The organism is Sutcliffiella horikoshii (assembly GCF_019931755.1).
GTDB classification, from domain to species: domain Bacteria; phylum Bacillota; class Bacilli; order Bacillales; family Bacillaceae_I; genus Sutcliffiella_A; species Sutcliffiella_A horikoshii_E.
Genome location: NZ_CP082918.1, coordinates 2177547 through 2196147 on the forward strand (window position 1 = coordinate 2177547; position 18601 = coordinate 2196147).

Here is an 18601-nt window from a genome sequence, read left to right on the forward strand (position 1 = left end):
TCGTTTGATTTTTCTGAACATTCATACTAATATTTAACTAGCACTTACTTTTTCTATTATGGAGGTTTGGACGATGGCAGAGTTAGTACATAAAACAATAGGTAATCTATTGGATGAAACCGTATCACGTTACCCTGATAAAGAAGCTGTAGTGTATGTGGAGACAGGATTGCGTTATAGTTATAAAGAATTTCAGCAAATCTGTAATCAAGTGGCGAAAGGCTTAATGAATCTAGGAATTAAAAAAGGAGATCATATTGCGGTTTGGGCATCCAATAAACCTGAGTGGTTAATTACCCAATATGCAAGTGCAAAAATTGGTGCCGTTTTAGTTACAGTAAATACTAGCTATCAATCGAAGGAACTCGAATATCTCTTACGTCAATCAGAATCCACCACCCTTCTTCTTATGGACAATTTTAAAGGGGTAAGCTACTTGGATATGCTTCAAGAGCTATGTCCAGAGCTTGAAAACTGTGCACCTGGAGAACTTGCTTCTAATAGATTACCTAAGTTAAAGAACATTATTTTTATGGGCAGCGAAAGACACCCGGGTATGTTCACATGGGATGACCTTTTGAATAAAGCATCAACTATTACAGACGAAGAGTTAATGACCCTACAAAACAGTACAAGCTATGAGGATGTCATCAACATGCAATATACATCTGGTACTACAGGCTTCCCAAAAGGAGTCATGCTTACCCACTCCAACATTATCAACAATGCCATTAATGTGGCGGAATGCCAGAAGCTTACCGTAGAAGATAGAATATGCATTCCGGTTCCTTTTTTCCATTGTTTTGGTTGTGTGATGGGCACCCTTGCTGCTGTAGCTACAGGAGCAACGATGGTCCCACTTGTAATGTTTGATCCACTATTAGTTCTAAAAGCGGTGGAACAAGAAAAATGTACGGCGCTTTACGGAGTTCCAACCATGTTCATCGCCGAACTAAACCATCCGGATTTTGAAGAATATGATTTATCCAGTTTACGTACCGGTATTATGGCAGGGTCACCTTGTCCTACGGAGATTATGAAAAGAGTTGTTCATGATATGGGAGCTAAGGAAATTACTATCGCTTATGGGCAAACAGAAGCCTCCCCTGTTATTACACAAACACGACCATACGACAGCATTGAAAGAAGAGTTTCAACTGTTGGAAGCGCTTTAGATAATGTAGAAGTGAAAATTATTGATCCTGCAACAGGTGAAACTGTGCCAACTGGCATTCAAGGTGAACTTTGTACGCGGGGCTACCTTGTCATGAAAGGCTATTACAATATGGAAGATCAGACAAAAGATACGATTGATAAAGATGGATGGCTTCATACAGGAGATCTTGCCACAATCGATGAGGATGGATATGTGGTCATAACAGGCAGGTTGAAAGATATGATCATCCGTGGCGGAGAGAATATTTATCCACGAGAGATAGAGGAGTTTTTATATTCCCATCCGAAAATATTTGATGTTCAAATCGTAGGAGTTCCTGATGAAAAGTTCGGCGAGCAAGTTGCAGCATTTATTAAAGTCAAACCAGGCGAAAGCTTAGACAGTCAAGAAGTCAAAGACTACTGCACTGGAAAAATATCTAAATATAAAATACCTTACTATGTAGAGATAGTAGACGAGTATCCAATGACAGCATCTGGAAAGATACAAAAATTCAAACTCAGAGAACATGCCGTAAATACACTGGTGAAAATATAAAACGGTAAGGGGTATTGTGCCCCTTACCGTTTTATTTTCTAGTTTTCACTATCTCATCTATCACACTAATAATTCTCTCCATGTCCCCTCTGCCCACATCAAAATGAGTCGTGAGTCGAACAAGTGTAGGTCCAAAGGTAACAGCCAAAACACCCTTCTCTTTTAATGCTTGTACAAACTGCTCTGCCTTAATACCTAAACCTGATACATCCAGCACCACAATATTCGTATCAACCGAATTCACTATTTTTAACGGGCTGATTCCCCTTATTCCATCAGCAAGAAAGGTGGCATTATCATGATCTTCTGAAAGTCTTTCTGTCATCTGTGTTAAAGCAATTAAGCCAGGTGCCGCAATAATTCCAACTTGCCTCAATCCTCCACCAAGTCGCTTTCTCCATTTTCGAGCTCGTTTAATGAAATCGTTAGAGCCGGCAATAATCGAACCAACTGGTGCACCTAACCCTTTAGAAAGACATATTTGAACAGTATCGCAATGTTTTGTGAATTCTTGTATAGGTGTGCCCGAACTTGCTGCGGCATTAAAAAGTCGAGCACCGTCCACGTGAACAGGGATAGAATATCTCTGTGCCACTTCATAGATTTCTGCCATGTTTGATACAGGCACCACTGCCCCGCCAGCACGATTATGTGTGTTTTCTATACAAATCAGACCGGTTTCAGGAAAGTGTTGATCTTCCCCACGTATAGCAGATTCTATATCTTGTGGATTCATTATCCCATTTACGCCTGGTATGGTTCTTGTTTGGACCCCTGCCAAAGCGGCAACAGCACCAGATTCGTAATAAAAAATATGTGACTCTTCCTCTAGTAATATCTCATTTCCTGGTCGGCAATGCGTCAACACCGCAATTTGATTACCTTGTGTTCCGCTAGTAACAAACAGTGCCGCTTCTTTTCCCAGAATTTCTGCCGCTTTTTCTTCTAACAGCGTAACTGTCGGGTCTTCTCCGTATACATCATCTCCCACCTCTGCTTCATAGGAGGCCTTTCTCATTTCCTTTGTCGGTTTTGTAACTGTATCACTTCTTACATCAATCATAACGCCTATCCCCTTTTCTTTTTCTTTTTAGTTTACCAGAATACTATTTATTTCGCATACCGTAAAATAATCTACCATCCCTTCTCCTTCACGTGCTATGATTATGAATATACAAATGTTGGCTAATAGGTCCATTATCAACCTAAGGAGTTTAAACTAATATGCAGGCACAAAAAATTAGACAAGATACCGCAACCAATGAAACCTCAACCGTTTACCCAATACTTTTTATTATCGGCCTTGTTCACCTGCTGAATGACTCTTTACAATCAGTGGTTCCGGCCTTATTCCCCGTGTTGCAAAATTCCATGGGGCTCACATTTACACAACTTGGACTAATTGCATTTGCATTAAATGCGACATCTTCGCTTATTCAACCAATTGTGGGGATTATTACAGATAAAAGACCTTCACCTTATGCCCTGCCAATCGGACTTACCTTTTCTTTATTCGGAATTATTGGTTTGGCCTTGGCACCAAGCTTTTGGGTGATTATTATTTCTGTGTTGTTTATTGGACTAGGTTCTGCTGCATTCCATCCTGAAGGTTCCCGTGTTGCATATATGGCGGCAGGAAACCGCAGGGGGCTGGCACAGTCTATTTACCAGGTAGGGGGCAACTCTGGGCAGGCCTTGGCTCCTTTGATGGCAGCTTATATCCTGTTACCACTCGGACAAAAAGGCGTGTTATGGTTTACAATTGTCGCTGCCGCAGCTGTCCTATTACTTTTATACATCGCTGCTTGGTACAAACAGCAAGTAGCAAATACAAACAGACCATTAAAACAAAAGAAGAAAACGATCAAAGTTAAATCAACGGATAAATCTATTAGAAATAAACGGATCATCATCTTTTCGATTTGTTTGCTAATTTTTCTGGTATTTGCTCGTTCATGGTTCCATGCAGGAATCACCAACTTCTATGCTTTTTACGCCATTGAGAACTATGGAATACCTATCGCAGATTCACAAATATATATTTTCGTGTTTTTAGGTGCTGGTGCAGTGGGCACATTTTTTGGAGGACCATTGGCAGATCGTTTCGGAAAGAGGCTTGTAATTTCTCTTTCTATGCTGGGGTCTGCTCCACTTGCATTGTTGCTGCCTTTTGTAGGTCCCACACTTGCCTATATACTTGTTGCCATTATCGGATTCATCATCCTTTCTAGCTTTTCGGTAACGGTCGTGTACGCTCAAGAGCTGGTGCCTGGTCGAATCGGCTTGGTTTCCGGTCTGATTGTAGGACTGGCGTTTGGAATGGGGGCCGTGGGATCCGTTGCGCTTGGAGTTCTGGCAGATTGGGTCGGGTTAACAAACACCATCATATTTACTGTGTGTCTACCTTTTATAGGATTGTTGACGTTCTTCCTTCCTAGTGATCAGAAAGTTAGAGAAATGCATAACTAAAGGAAAGAAAGGGTCCCTGTTGACCCTTTCTTTCCTTTTGCCTATACTGTTAAAGTGCTTAAAGATACCTAGCGAAAATGGTGATAAAAATGGATTTTGATATAAAATCATTAGCCTTTTACCTTATTGAAGTAGAAGGCAGTGGAGATAATGCCAAGAAACAATATAAACCGATGGCAGTATTGGATGAAACTACATATGAAGAAAGTGCATTAAAACCTTTCCTAGACGGAGAATTGATGAAAATCACCAAAAGGAAGGTAGATCGACACCCTAAAAATGAACAAGTACCAACAAAGATTGGGCGATTTATTGTAGAACCTGGCTACGACCTGGGCTCAAACCCCAACTATAACCAATTTAACCGGATCAAACAGGCCGAAAGCTTAGAAGCATTTTCCTCTGCGGCAGATGAAATAGCTTCCACCTATACAGATACAACGGCGGTAAGAGGTGGTGTACTTATTGTCACCAGGGCTAAATTAAATAAATATTTTGATGAGCCCTTTGTTTTTATTTTAAAATGTGACTTTGAACAAAAAGTTGCTTCCATCACAAATGAACAGACGCTGATTCATAATGTCCAGATGGCCATTACCACAAAAAACATGAAGTCCATTCAGTATCCATTTATGATAGAGGACGGTATGGTGGAAGAAGGAGAATTAAAGATCCACCAGTCCTCTCACTCTCGTTACTTCGAGGATTTCCTGAAGTATGTAGAATATGGTGAGTCGATGCCAGAAATCATAAAGAACCAAGTGATGGGGATGGTTCACCAAGAAATTTCCGAAACCTATCAAGAGGAAAGCGAAGAAAAAGAAAAAGTGGAACAAGCCATGGAAGCCTGGGCTACTTCACCGAAAAGAGAACTTCAGGAGCGTTGGTCCGACGAACAAGTAATAGAGGCCTCCTCCTCCATCATCGAACAGACACCGGATATAGAATTGAAATTCAAGCTTGATCATATCTCGGTTAAAGCCTTATTGGCGGACTTTGGTGAAAATGTCCATATAGCCAAGATTAACGACCGTTATGTTGTCCTTCTTGAAGGGGATTATCTTCAATTTGAAAAGAATGTCTCCCCTGTTGAGATGTTAAAGCCGAGTGAATTGACGATGATTTTAGAGCGGTTAAATAAAAAATACAGTTCCTAACACCAATCTAAGAATAATTTGAACAAGCATTGAGAGAATAAGAACAAATACCTTTTAGGGGTGACTCTCATGGATTGGATGTCCATCATTCGGTATGCTTGCTCTATCACCGGAATCATTTGTCTTGGCTTTACGTATAAACATATGTTAAAAAGCTCACGAGCTAAAGGAAAAACTATGGATAGGAAATAAGGAAAAATAACAAGAACCACACGTTCTTGTTAAACCTAAAAATTTTAGTTGATTGGGTAATCGACGCTGTTGCTTTCCGCGAATGGCTTCGCTTTCCGCGGGACGGTGTTTGAGCCTCCTCACAACGCTTCAGGGGTCTCAAACTACCGATACTCCCCCGCTGGAGTCTTCGCCATTTGCTCCAATCCACAGCTAGAAATTATGTTAAAGAAACGTTATTGGTTTATCATAACTCGGTTAGTTAACTTTATTGACCTCAAGGTGAATGAAGTCATCTTGTTAATTGGAGTGGAAGGCGCGCAGACGCCCGCGGGAGGAAGGGACAGGTGAGACCCCGGAAGGCGAAGCCTGAGGAGGCTCACGGACCGCCCGCAGGCAAGCGAAGCGCCTGGAACGGAAATCAACAGTTTTATTGATTAATCATCATTTAAAAAAGAAGGCTGGGAAATTTCTCCCTGCCTTCTCTTTATTTTACCGGTGTTTCAAACAATTCTATCCATTCTCCGTCCGGCCCTGCAAAAAAGATATATCTTGCTCCATTTGGCAGCGTCGTGATCTCCTGTTCGATAAAGGTGACATCCAAGCTTTTCAATCTCTGATGCTCCGTCTCTACATCATCTACAGTTAAGGCAATATGATGGACTTTGCCTTCTACCGGTAGATCGTCATTATAGCCTTGAATAAGCTCTAACTCCGTTTCTTCCCTTTCGTTAAAACCAAGAAATGCAAGTTTTATTTCCCCGTTCGGATGATCTAATTGCCCCTTTAAAGAAAATCCGACCACTTTCGTATAGAACTCTATGGATGCCTGAATATCCTTCACCATGATTCCAACATGTTCTAACCTTTTAATTGCCATACTCCATCTCTCCCATTATATATATGTTAGTTTGTTTTTAACCTTCTAATGTTTTCAACTAGAAAATTGACATATTCCTCGTCTTTAACCAACCATGCTGCAAATTTTCTTTTTATAAAAGTTTCTGCTTCCTGAAAAGAAGAGAAGGTTGTATCCAAAAACTTTTCCTTGTTTTCCACCTTCCATGTGCCGTCTTCCTTCGGTAAAAGAAACAATGTTCCTTTTTCTTTGGAATCATACAACACACCATTAGGAGATTCTTTTACATTGAAAACGTTGTGACGAGCGTCTTGTTTGAGAGGATGTAACGGAAATGCCTCCGCTACAAAAAGCTTGTACGCTTGTTCATTTAAATTACAACCAGATGCCTTAGCATGGCCTCCCCCATCAAATTTACCGGCGACTTGCGAAACGTCGACATCATCATGTATGGTGCGCAAGCTAATACGTTTGCTTCCCATATTAATCATAGCGATATAATCCAAGTGGGGATTTTCCTTCCCCAAAACATTACCAAGTTCCGAAAGAAATGATTCAGCATGGACAATTCCAACCCAATTATCCCCAACAGGCTTTTGAATAATTTCTCTGCGTTTTTTTCGCAAATACCTTTCCAGTTTTTGCTCTTCCATATCAAGGATCTGAGTCTCAAAATCATCAAAATCGAATTTGGCGGCACTTGTTAACTTTTGAAGCATTCTCGATTCAAAGTCATCAATAGAAATCATGTACAAAAGGTCGTTCAATCTTTTTGCCTTTGTATTATTATTTCGATCCCATTCCCATGTATCATACTGACGTATCAATTCCACTACTTCATCTAAGGGTTCTGACCGGTCTATTAAACCTTGCTCTAATAAATACTCATAAAATAAAGATGTGGCACTTGTCAGTCTGCCATCCTCATACTCGACCGTAACAGAAGCCCAGCTATATTCATTAAGATGAATGGCAGTTTTATGATGATCAATGAATTGAACGAAGCCTTCTTGTTGTTTGGCAAAATGGTCGAGTTTTTTTGCGTTTTCCTCATTGACCGATAAATCTGTTATGTATATTTGATGCCTTGGAGTTGCTTCTTCCATAAACTCCGCAACCTGATAATTTAAACTGCCGACTGAATTATAATGAACCTTCACTTTTTCATCAAACGCAAGCTTGGCCAATATCCCGCAGCCTACCCCATCCAGGTCATTATGTGTAAAAAGATGAATCAATTGTAGTCCCCCTTATTCATATGGGTAAGCATTTATTACCACCCTCTCTTACTTTGTATATTCTTCTCCCCAATACTCTTTTATATGAGCATCTCTTCCTGATTCTTGACGTTCTTGTTTATATTTTTCAGGATTCTTCTTATAAAATTTTTGATGATATTCTTCTGCTTCATAAAATGGAGTCGCCGGTTTAATTTCGGTTACAATTGGCTTTTTATATCTTCCGCTTGCTTCTAACTCCTGTTTAGTTTTCTCTGCAAGCTTTTGCTGATCTTCATTATGGTAAAAGATAGCTGTTCGGTACTGACTTCCTCTATCAAAAAATTGCCCTCCATCGTCTGTCGGATCAATTTGCGGCCAATATAACTCCAATAATTTTTCATAAGGAAAAAGATCAGGGTTAAATTCAATCTGGACAGCTTCGTAATGACCTGTATTGCCTTTTTTAATTTCTTCGTATGTAGGATTAGAGACATTACCTCCCGTGTAACCGGAAACTACTTTTTCAATGCCAGGCATCTCGTCAAAAGGTTTGACCATGCACCAAAAACATCCTCCAGCAAAGGTAGCGAGTTCTGTTTTGTTCGTTGTCATATTGTTGTATTCCTCCATCTTTTAGGTGTGTTTGATGGAATTTTACACTAACTATCTAGTAGTTACAATAACTACGCTCAAATACTACAGCAGTTGTTTACATAATAAAGTTATAAACCACCTTATATAAATTAAATAGTTAAACATTTTAATGATGGCGTTTACAATGATTTACACTTACCTAAGAATATTGTACGATAATTCTTTGTGAAAAAATGAACGATAGGAGTCTGATCAGAAAGATGTTAGAACAATTTTCAAATATAGAATTGTTAAATCAATTTTGGTTGATGCTTTTCTTCCTTATTCCCATTGTATTGGTTTCAAGGATGGTAGTCGCAGGTACGAGATTTTCCCCTATCCTTATTATTGTAATTCTGGGTTTAGGAATGGGTTACTTACTTGTAGACACAGGTGTTGCAACTCCAGGATTAGTAGAGTATCCCTTTATTGACCTTATGGCAAGAACAACTATTATTGCCTTGACCGTATCCTTTTTCGTAGGAGGTCAGGAGCTTCGAAAAATACTAGGAAATAAAGACTTGGATGTAGAAGATAGCGTGGTTCCTTCTGAGGAAGAGACTTTCCTTGGCACTTCAAGAACTCAATTTTTCTTTATCGTCCGTGCATTCTTCCTATTATTTGGACTAGAGGGAATCACACGGATGATCCTTTCTGATGGTACACAAAGTTTTGATAATGTTTATCCTTTGATTGCTTACATCGGAATCATCGGATCCATTCTTCTTATTGATAACAAAGCTAAGCTTCAAAATAAGAAACAGTACATGAAAAAAGGAATCGTAGAGATGATGGCGATTATCCTGTTACTGGTAATTTCTTATCATATTGCGATGTGGATAAAGCCACTGATTGCCTTGCCACAAATTTTCTTTGCGATGATGATCGCTGCTGCTTTAGGTGCTATCTTCTATAATTGGAGCTTCGGACCGACGATTCGCGCACTATTAGTTGCAGGTATCCCGGTTGTATTGGCAGCCAACTTTATGGTTGGTGGTTCCCGTATAGGCGACGCATTTGCCATTGATGGGATGAATGCAGTATTAGCCTATGGATTCTTCGGCCAATTGTTCTGGATGTTTGGCGGAATTGCTTTGATCATGTTTTTTGCTAAAAATGCCAATACAAGAAACCTTGCTCCTGGTATGGCTGGTTCCCTGTCACATTCAGGTTTAACAGGTGCTTGCACAGCTGGTGATTTTGGAAAAACTGCTGCAAAACGTGCTCCCATTATGATTAACATCCCGTTTTTCGGACATATATTTGTCTTCTCTGTGCTTGCTATAAGTGCGGAAAGAGGCAGCCTTTGGATCTTGCCTTCCATGGTAATTGTAGCTGTTGGTGTTGGTTTGACCGTTCTCGCATTGGTTAACTTAAGAAAAGCTAATGGAGAAGATAAAAAAGAAGTAAAGGCATTGATGCAGTTCTCTTTTGGATGGCAAATGTGTGCGGTATTCGGTGGATTGGCTTTACTAAGCCTAAGCACTATGTCTATTGACTATGCAGCCATGGCTCAATCTTCTGCGATTTCGCATTTTGGTTTATTTGCTGCCATTCAAGGTGAGATGTTCGGTGCTGAAGCTGCCGCTTTAATTCCGTTCATTTTCTCTATGCCGTTCTTAGTTCACCCGCTTGTATTCTTTATGTTTGGGAAAGCGATGGAGAATAATGGTGAGATGCCAATAAAGCCTGTTTATACATTGGCTTTAATAGGGGTTGTTGGTGTAGCTTACGCTATATTCTTTGTTTAAAACATTAAAAAGGCGTTCGGTTTTGGACCGAGCGCCTTTTTGTTTATTGCATTTTCTTATTATAATAGTCTACTGAATATTGAGCACCTTCACTGACCATGTTGTTATCTTGGAAATCTTCTGGATCTGGGTTCCCTGCTTTTTCGATTGGCAAATCCGTTTTTCTGAACTTTAAAGGTATAAGTTTATTTTTAACTTTCTTGGAGTAATGAACAATCTTTTCTCTGTATGGTTTATATGCTAACAATCCGGCCCCGGTGAGGCTAGCTGCTCCTGCCACAATTAAAGGTTTCTTTAGTTGACGATTCATTATAAACGCCTCCTGTTTTATGGTTTTTATCTATAAACTTGATATTCCCGACAAGATAAAAACTAAACATTATGGAGAATTGTTTAACTGAATATATTTATATCATCTCATGCTTGGCCATTACCGCTTTTATTGCAATATACTCAACATCATCAGGTAAATTCTCTTTTATTGGCTTCAGCTTTTCCGTGCCTACTTCCTCGATGACTTTAATTATTTCTTCCTCATACTCCTCCGGAATAAAAGTGTCCCAATCAACCTGTACACCTTCATCACTTGCACATTTAAAAAGGTGATTTTGAATCGTAATCAAACTCATTCCACGTTCTTTGGCTATTTCTTTAAAGGACATGCCCTCTTGCAGGAGTCTATAAGTAAACATATGACTTGATTCCCCCATATTCATCGGAATAGAAGGCTTATTTATCTTTTTAGAAACGTTTTTTTGGGTGGATGAAGTACTATTGCTGGAGAACTCTTTTCCTGTGAACTTTGCTATCTCACTTAAAAACACTTCTCCATACTTCTCAAACTTTAACGACCCCACACCTTTTATTTCTAACATGGCCGTTTCATCCGGCGGTAGTTTCTCACTCATTTCTCTTAATGTACTATCTGGAAAAATAACGTATGGAGGGACTCCCTCTTCTTTTGATAGGTTTTTACGCAACTCACGCAACATATCGAATAATTCGTTATCTTCCACGACAGATTTCACTTGCTCTTTCACTTTAAATAACACTTTTTCTTTTCCTTTTAACACTGGAACTGCCCTTGTACCAAGCTTCACAATAGGATATTGTCCTTCAGTAAGTATTAAATACCCCTCTGCAATTAGAATATTGATTAAATCCACCAACTCTTTTTCTGTATAGTTGTTCATTAATCCGTAGGTTGGCAAGCTATCAAAACGGAATTGCTGGATACGCTTATCTTTTGATCCTTTTAATACTTTTGCTACTAGTAGAGCCCCAAATCTTTCGTTCATTCTATGAATGCAGCTAAATATCTTCTGTGCCTCAAGCGTAATGTCCTGCTCAACGAAATCGGTGGAGCAGTTACTGCATTTACCGCAAGTAAGATCTGTTTCCTGACCAAAATATTGCACGATATATGCTTGCAGGCAACGCTGCGTATAGCTATAGTCCATCATTGCTTGAAGCTTTTTGTATTCTTGCATTTTGCGTTCCGGTGAGCGGATGCTCTCTTCGATTAAAAATTTCTGGATCTGAATATCCCTCGCGTTAAACAGAAGGATGCACTCACTTTCTTCTCCATCCCTTCCTGCCCTTCCAGCTTCTTGATAATAGGACTCTACATTTTTAGGCATATTGTAATGGATGACAAATCGCACATTCGACTTATCTATTCCCATCCCAAATGCATTCGTCGCTACCATCAGCTTTAAGCGATCATGTAGAAAGTCTTCTTGATATTCTTTTCTTTCCTCTTCTGAAAGTCCTGCATGATACTTGCCAATTTTATAACCCTTTTTCGTCAATGAGGAAAAAATTTGATCTACTTCTTTTCTGGTAGTTGCATAGATTATCCCCGACTCTTCCTTATTTGCTTTCAGGAACTTTTCCAAATAATTGTCCTTATTTTGTCCTCTCAAAACGGAAAATGTCAGGTTATCCCGTGAAAAACCAGTTACATATGTATGTTCCGGTGTTATTCCAAGCATCGTTTGAATGTCTTCAATCACCTGTTCTGTTGCAGTCGCTGTAAAAGCTGTTATGGTTGGGTTTCCTGGTATCCTTTTGATAAAAGTACCCACTTCACGATAGCTTGGCCTAAAATCGTGCCCCCATTGGGACATACAATGCGCTTCATCAATCGCAACGATCGAAACTTCAACAGCAGATAAAATAGATTGAAAATCGTAAGAATCAAGTCTTTCTGGTGCAAGATATAATAGTTTAATTTCGCCTTGTTCCACCAGTTGAACTCTTTCCCTTATTTCTCCTGCGTTCAACGAACTATTAATATATGTCGCCTGCACCCCTATATTTATCAAGGAATCCACTTGGTCTTTCATTAAAGAGATTAATGGAGAGATAACAATTGTCAATCCACTTTCTAGAAGAGCTGGCACTTGATAGCAGATAGACTTCCCTCCACCAGTGGGCATTACTCCTAGCGTGTTGGATTTAGTTAAGATACTTTTAATGATTTTTTTCTGGCCAGGTCTAAAATCTTCATAGCCAAAGTATTCTTTCAATATAATTTTTCCTTGTTCGTACATAGTACACCTCGTTTTTATATGGGAAATGTGTTGAAGGTAATTGGGGTTAGGTAAATGAAGGAGTATTCTAAGATTCAATATTATTTTAACTGAATGAGTAATGACCTGCAACCAAAGTGAAATGAAGCCTAATAATCATTGCTGACGATAAAAAATCATTTCCCTTGCATTTTATTATCAGAATGTTTAAAATTCATTATACAATAGGTTGTCTAACCTCTTTCTTTTTTTGCAGTATTTTGTATACGCTTACATAATGAGGTTCTATGGATAATCTATTAATCTATTCTGAGGAGGAATTTTCAAATGATTTATGCTAACCCAGGTGAAAAAGATTCAAAAGTATCTTATAAAAATCGATATGACAACTTTATAGGCGGCGAATGGGTCGCTCCGGTAAAAGGTGAGTATTTTGAAAATGTCACTCCCGTTACAGGTCAGGTTTTTTGTGAAGTTGCCCGTTCCACTGCAGAAGATATTGAATTGGCATTGGATGCTGCCCATAAAGCGAAATCAGCTTGGGGACAAACTTCTGTAGCTGAAAGAGCAAACATATTAAATAAAATTGCAGATCGTATGGAAGAAAACTTGGAGATGCTAGCAGTTGCGGAAACTTGGGAGAACGGAAAGCCCGTTCGCGAAACGATGGCAGCCGACCTTCCGCTAGCTATCGATCATTTTAGATATTTTGCAGGTTGTATAAGAGCACAAGAAGGCTCGCTCGGAGAAATTGATAACGACACAATCGCATACCACTTCCATGAACCACTAGGGGTGGTCGGTCAAATTATCCCTTGGAACTTCCCGTTATTAATGGCCACTTGGAAGTTAGCTCCTGCCTTGGCTGCTGGTAACTGTGTGGTATTAAAGCCTGCTGAGCAGACTCCTGCATCCATTATGGTAATGACTGAGTTGATCTCAGACCTTCTACCTCCAGGAGTATTGAATATTGTCAACGGATTTGGTGTGGAAGCAGGAAAGCCATTAGCCTCCAGTGACCGAATTGCAAAGATTGCCTTTACTGGAGAAACGACAACAGGTCGTCTAATTATGCAATATGCTTCTCAAAACATCATTCCGGTAACTCTTGAGCTTGGTGGAAAATCTCCGAACATTTTCTTTGAAGACGTATTGGCTCAAGATGATGATTTCTTCGATAAAGCGGTGGAAGGTTTTGTGATGTTTGCACTCAATCAAGGGGAAGTATGTACATGCCCTTCCCGTGCCCTGATTCATGAATCTATTTACGATAAATTTATGGAACGTGCACTTGAGCGAGTATCTCAGATCAAACAAGGAAATCCACTTGATACGGAAACGATGATAGGAGCCCAGGCCTCATCAGAACAGTTAGAGAAAATCCTCTCCTATCTTGAAATTGGGAAAGAAGAAGGTGCCGAGCTACTTGCTGGTGGAGAACGTAATATGCTTGAAGGTGATCTTGCTAATGGTTATTATGTGAAACCGACCGTTTTTAAAGGCAATAATAAAATGAGAATTTTCCAGGAAGAGATTTTTGGTCCAGTAGTATCTGTCACCACATTCAAAACGGCGGAAGAAGCTTTAGAAATTGCGAACAATAGTCTTTACGGACTTGGTGCAGGAGTTTGGACTAGAGACGTCAACACTGCCTATCGTTTTGGCCGCCAAATTGAAGCAGGACGCGTATGGACAAACTGCTACCACGCATATCCTGCCAATGCAGCATTTGGTGGATATAAAATGAGTGGAATCGGCCGTGAAAACCATAAAATGATGCTTTCCCACTACCAACAGACAAAGAATCTTTTAGTAAGCTACAGTCCAAAAAAATTAGGATTCTTTTAAAATGGAAAAAGTACTGGCAACCGAAGCTGCCCTTGAATTAGTTGAAAAGCTTATAGGCAAACATGGACCTGTACTATTTCACCAATCTGGGGGTTGCTGCGATGGCAGCTCCCCTATGTGCTATCCAAAAGAAGACTTTATGATTGGAGATTCTGATGTCCTTCTTGGAGAAATAGGCGGTGCTCCCTTCTATATGAATAAAAAGCAGTATGAGTATTGGAAGCATACACAGCTGATTATTGATGTGGTACCTGGAAGAGGTGGAATGTTCTCCTTAGAAGGTCCTGAAGGAGTACGTTTCCTGACAAGATCAAAAGTCTTCCCAAAATGACGAAAGGCGTCCGCAAATGGACGCCTTTTTATAAGTTAAGGAAGCATATTTCCGTTCCAGGCGCTTCGCTTGCCTGCGGGCGGTCCGTGAGCCTCCTCGGCTTGCAGCCTGTGGGGTCTCACCTGTCCCTTACTCCCGCGGGCGTCTGCGCGCCTTCCACTCCAATCAACAAGATGTTTTCATTCACCTTAAGATCAAAGAAGCTATTTAACCGATTTACTGAAAACCTAATAACCATTCTTTAACGAAATTTCTAGCTGTGTATTGGAGCAAATGGCGGAGACTCCTCGAAAATGCTACGCATTTTCTTCGTGCGATGGATCGCTGCCGAAGCCTTCCTTGTCCTACGGGGAAGTAGCGGCAATGTTGAGACCCCGCAGGCTTGCCGAGGAGGCTCAAGGTCGCCCCGTGGAAAGCGCAGCCATTTGCGAAAAGGAACAGCGGTGATTAACCAATCAACATAAAAGACCGGGCGATATTTGGCCCGGTTTTACTTACTTTGTGCTTTTCATTGACTGCGGAGGTTCTTCCATCCAGCCATTTTTAACCATTAACTTTCCACCATCTTTGGCATAATCAAATATATCTTTAGCGATAAACGTCATCTTTGCCGGCAAATCTGACCGAAGACTGAACGATGTGCCAAGAGCATTACTTGTAAGACCGAAGTTGCTGAGGAGGTTTGTCAAATACATCATAAGCTTCTCTGAATAAGGGGATTCCGTTGATAAGGTTGGATTTCCCCAAGCAACTATTGGTGGCTGAATATCACTCTTTAAGAGTGTATCGCTGAAAGTATCAATTATTTGTTTCGCCAGGTCTTTCCCTTTTTCAAAATATTTCTTTACTTCTTTGTCCTTGCTCACTTGCTCAAACCCTCTTAACAACTGAAAACCGAGTACATTGGTTTCTATCCCTTGATACAATAGCGAAATTTCTATTGCATTCAATGGTCTTTTTTCACTGAAAACATTAAATCCGGCCATATAGCCTTCCCCTTTTACAAACTCCACCTTTTCAGGCATCGGAATCATTGGTGGACGACTGAGTACCCCATCTTTCAACAAGAACTGGGTAGACTCATTGTATGTATTTTGCGCTAAGTCCAGAAATCTTTTATATAATTCGGTTATGTCTTGTCGGTATGACATACTAACATGTAAGGCATTAAGACCGATGGTTATTTTCATCATAACCCTTAGGAAAAGTGCATCAAAGTACTGATCGTATAATGGCTTCGTGGACGGATTCACGTCGCTTTCTACATATCCAACAGGCACCACGATATTCTCCTGATTAAATAGCACCGTTAATTCATTTATAAAATTAATTTCTTGATCGTAGTAGGTTTGTAACAAATTGTGGACCTCTTCATTTTGTTTGTTCGCAAGAAAATGCTCTAAAAGCCTCGCCAGCATCGTTTTTTGTTGGTACGTCATCCACAGATTACCTATTTCAGACGATGACAACTGCTTATCCATTTAAACTTGCCCCTCCCGAGATTCATTTTTTTTAGTATGCCTCACAATAACAATTGTTATTAAAAAATCATCTCTTTTAAAAAAGGAGACAACCCACTCCCCTCCCGTGCATACACATTTAAGTAGAAGACAAGCAAAAGAAGGGGTGGCGTAGACTTGAAATTTTTTGTGATTAAAAAAAGTTTCCTTATTACGGTTGTACTTTGTATAATCGCTGGATTAGGCGGGTGGTATGTTGTTAATAAAGGGGTAATGCCCACCACCGGCAAACCATCTGCAGAAGAAAAACTAGTATTCAATATGATTACTTCTGAATTTAAGACTAAATTGGAAGATGGTACAGAAATAGAAGCCTACCGTTTTGACCCTGGTACTATTACCGTACCAAAAGGCAAGGAAATAACATTAAGTATATTTGGAGTAAATGGCAGTGAACATCCATATTCAATTGAAGGAACAGATATTAACGGGGTTATAAAAAAAGGCGAGGAAACTCTTATCAATGTAAGTTTTGACAAAGCTGGAGTATATAAACTTATCTGTTCCACTCATTCTCACCATAACGGACATCATAGTCCTCCAATGGTGGCTTATATTTACGTTTATTAGATCCAAATTGACCAGTCAAGATGTAGACTGGTCATTTTTATTTTTATATTTTATGCTTCTATATTAAATGAATCTTTTGCAACCTCCTCATTTAATGGTATAATTTCAACGACATTAATTTTGGAGGAAACTAATTACATGCTTACAGTTACGAATATAGGATTACGTTATGGCGATCGAAAGTTATTTGAAGATGTTAATATAAAATTCACCCCTGGCAACTGCTACGGGTTAATTGGCGCAAATGGCGCAGGAAAATCAACGTTTCTAAAAATTCTTTCCGGTGAAGTGGAAGCACAAACCGGCGATGTATCCATGAATAAGGATGAGCGTATGGCTATCCTAAAGCAGAACCACTTTGAATATGAGGAACATGAAGTTCTTAAAGTGGTAATCATGGGACATAGCCGTCTTTATGAAGTGATGCAAGAAAAAGATGCTATCTACATGAAAGAAGACTTTTCAGATGAAGATGGTATGAGAGCTGCAGAACTTGAAGGAGAATTTGCTGAATTAAATGGTTGGGAAGCAGAATCAGAAGCAGCAATCCTCTTAAAAGGTTTAGGGATCTCTGAAGATCTTCATACAAAGAAAATGGCCGACATCACTGGTGGGGAAAAGGTAAAAGTACTTTTGGCACAAGCCCTCTTTGGTAAACCTGACGTACTACTACTTGATGAGCCTACCAACCACTTGGACATTAAAGCCATTCAATGGTTAGAAGAGTTCTTAATCAACTTTGAGAATACAGTTATTGTAGTATCCCATGACCGTCACTTCTTAAACAAAGTGTGTACACATATTGCTGACTTAGACTATGGAAAAATTCAGATCTATGTTGGTAACTACGACTTCTGGTATGAGTCCAGCCAACTTGCATCAAGAATGGCATCTGATGTGAACCGTAAAAAAGAAGAAAAAATTAAAGAGCTCCAAGCCTTTATCGCCCGATTTAGTGCAAATGCATCTAAATCCAAACAGGCTACATCCCGTAAGAAGCTTTTAGATAAGATTTCTTTGGATGATATAAAACCTTCATCCCGTCGTTATCCTTACGTGAATTTCACACCGGAACGTGAAATAGGAAATGATCTTTTACGTGTCGAAGGTTTAACTAAAACAATCGATGGCGTCAAAGTATTGGATAATGTAAGTTTTATCATGAACAAAGATGATAAAATTGCGCTTGTTGGTGGAAATGAAATTGCAAATACCACTCTTTTAAAAATTATCTCTGGTGAAATGGAACCTGATAGCGGAACATTTAAATGGGGAATCACTACTACTCAAGCATACTTCCCAAGAGACAACTCCAAGTTTTTTGAAGGCGTAGATATGAATCTTGTGGATTGGTTGCGTCAATACTCCCCTAACGACCAAACCGAGAGCTTCTTGCGCGGCTTCCTTGGTAGAATGTTATTCTCTGGTGAAGAGGTAATGAAAAAAGCAAGTGTTCTATCTGGAGGGGAAAAAGTTCGTTGCATGCTTTCTAAAATGATGCTTTCCGGATCCAACGTGCTATTACTTGATGACCCTACAAACCACTTGGATCTAGAGTCTATTACTGCGCTTAATAATGGCTTAATTAATTTCAAGGGCTCCATTGTTTTCACGTCTCATGATCATCAGTTCATTGAAACGATTGCAAACAGAATCATTGAAATCACACCTAAAGGTATGGTTGATAAACAAATGACTTACGATGAATATTTAGAGGATGCAAGTGTTCAACAGCAATTAGCTGATCTTCATTCCTAAAATTGTTAAAGGCCCTTTTTCCAAAGGGCTTTTTTCAAATCGTGAAACCTTTTTGTTTTTGTTTCG

At 39.6% G+C, this 18601-nt stretch carries 15 protein-coding genes; 8 read left to right on the forward strand and 7 right to left on the reverse strand.

Annotated elements, in window-relative coordinates:
• Positions 1-58 precede the first annotated feature (58 nt).
• Positions 59-1714 (forward strand): AMP-binding protein, encoded by a 1656-nt coding sequence (locus K7887_RS11050; RefSeq protein ID WP_263290302.1) that lies wholly within the window; start codon positions 59-61, stop codon positions 1712-1714.
• Between the two features lie 31 nt (positions 1715-1745).
• On the opposite strand, the gene ltaE is transcribed toward K7887_RS11050, so the two are convergent.
• Entirely contained in the window at positions 1746-2777 is a 1032-nt protein-coding gene (gene ltaE, locus K7887_RS11055; protein ID WP_223489187.1) for a low-specificity L-threonine aldolase, read from the reverse strand.
• Positions 2778-2938: 161 nt separating this feature from the next.
• Between ltaE and K7887_RS11060 the strand changes: the two genes are divergently transcribed.
• Both K7887_RS11060 and K7887_RS11065 read left to right on the forward strand, forming a co-directional pair.
• Positions 2939-4183, forward strand: coding sequence for an MFS transporter (locus K7887_RS11060; protein WP_223489189.1), 1245 nt, complete (start codon positions 2939-2941; stop codon positions 4181-4183).
• 89 nt (positions 4184-4272) lie between these two features.
• On the forward strand, positions 4273-5340 hold the full coding sequence (locus tag K7887_RS11065) for a DUF3900 domain-containing protein (protein WP_223489191.1): 1068 nt from the start codon (positions 4273-4275) through the stop codon (positions 5338-5340).
• Positions 5341-5998: 658 nt separating this feature from the next.
• On the opposite strand, the gene K7887_RS11070 is transcribed toward K7887_RS11065, so the two are convergent.
• The 3 genes from K7887_RS11070 to msrA are packed head-to-tail and all read right to left on the reverse strand — an operon-like array spanning position 5999 to position 8202.
• Positions 5999-6391 (reverse strand): VOC family protein, encoded by a 393-nt coding sequence (locus K7887_RS11070; RefSeq protein WP_223489193.1) that lies wholly within the window; start codon positions 6389-6391, stop codon positions 5999-6001.
• A 26-nt stretch (positions 6392-6417) separates the two neighbouring features.
• A complete protein-coding gene (locus K7887_RS11075; protein WP_223489194.1) occupies positions 6418-7608 on the reverse strand; it encodes a DHH family phosphoesterase in 1191 nt (396 codons plus the stop codon).
• A 48-nt stretch (positions 7609-7656) separates the two neighbouring features.
• The gene (gene msrA, locus K7887_RS11080; RefSeq protein ID WP_223489196.1) at positions 7657-8202 is read right to left on the reverse strand and encodes a peptide-methionine (S)-S-oxide reductase MsrA; all 546 of its coding nucleotides are present in this window, start codon (positions 8200-8202) and stop codon (positions 7657-7659) included.
• 242 nt (positions 8203-8444) lie between these two features.
• Here msrA and K7887_RS11085 point away from each other — a divergent pair, with 242 nt between their 5' ends.
• A complete protein-coding gene (locus tag K7887_RS11085; RefSeq protein ID WP_223489198.1) occupies positions 8445-9974 on the forward strand; it encodes a hypothetical protein in 1530 nt (509 codons plus the stop codon).
• Positions 9975-10017: 43 nt separating this feature from the next.
• Here the strand turns inward: K7887_RS11085 and K7887_RS11090 are convergent, their stop codons facing one another.
• Positions 10018-10284 carry a hypothetical protein gene (locus K7887_RS11090; protein ID WP_223489199.1) on the reverse strand — a complete coding sequence of 89 codons (267 nt, stop codon included), beginning with the start codon at positions 10282-10284 and terminating at the stop codon, positions 10018-10020.
• Between the two features lie 97 nt (positions 10285-10381).
• A complete protein-coding gene (recQ, locus tag K7887_RS11095; RefSeq protein ID WP_223489201.1) occupies positions 10382-12529 on the reverse strand; it encodes a DNA helicase RecQ in 2148 nt (715 codons plus the stop codon).
• Positions 12530-12835: 306 nt separating this feature from the next.
• Between recQ and adh the strand changes: the two genes are divergently transcribed.
• Both adh and K7887_RS11105 read left to right on the forward strand, forming a co-directional pair.
• Complete coding sequence (gene adh, locus K7887_RS11100; protein WP_223489203.1) at positions 12836-14356, forward strand: aldehyde dehydrogenase; 1521 nt, start codon at positions 12836-12838, stop codon at positions 14354-14356.
• 1 nt (position 14357) lies between these two features.
• Complete coding sequence (locus tag K7887_RS11105; protein WP_223489205.1) at positions 14358-14687, forward strand: DUF779 domain-containing protein; 330 nt, start codon at positions 14358-14360, stop codon at positions 14685-14687.
• A gap of 494 nt (positions 14688-15181) precedes the next feature.
• Here the strand turns inward: K7887_RS11105 and K7887_RS11110 are convergent, their stop codons facing one another.
• Positions 15182-16168 (reverse strand): DUF3231 family protein, encoded by a 987-nt coding sequence (locus K7887_RS11110; RefSeq protein ID WP_223489207.1) that lies wholly within the window; start codon positions 16166-16168, stop codon positions 15182-15184.
• Positions 16169-16324: 156 nt separating this feature from the next.
• Here K7887_RS11110 and K7887_RS11115 point away from each other — a divergent pair, with 156 nt between their 5' ends.
• Together K7887_RS11115 and K7887_RS11120 are read left to right on the forward strand one after the other, a co-directional pair.
• The gene (locus K7887_RS11115) at positions 16325-16777 is read left to right on the forward strand and encodes a cupredoxin domain-containing protein (protein ID WP_223489209.1); all 453 of its coding nucleotides are present in this window, start codon (positions 16325-16327) and stop codon (positions 16775-16777) included.
• 138 nt (positions 16778-16915) lie between these two features.
• The gene (locus K7887_RS11120) at positions 16916-18535 is read left to right on the forward strand and encodes an ABC-F family ATP-binding cassette domain-containing protein (protein WP_223489211.1); all 1620 of its coding nucleotides are present in this window, start codon (positions 16916-16918) and stop codon (positions 18533-18535) included.
• The last annotated feature ends 66 nt before the right edge of the window (positions 18536-18601 follow it).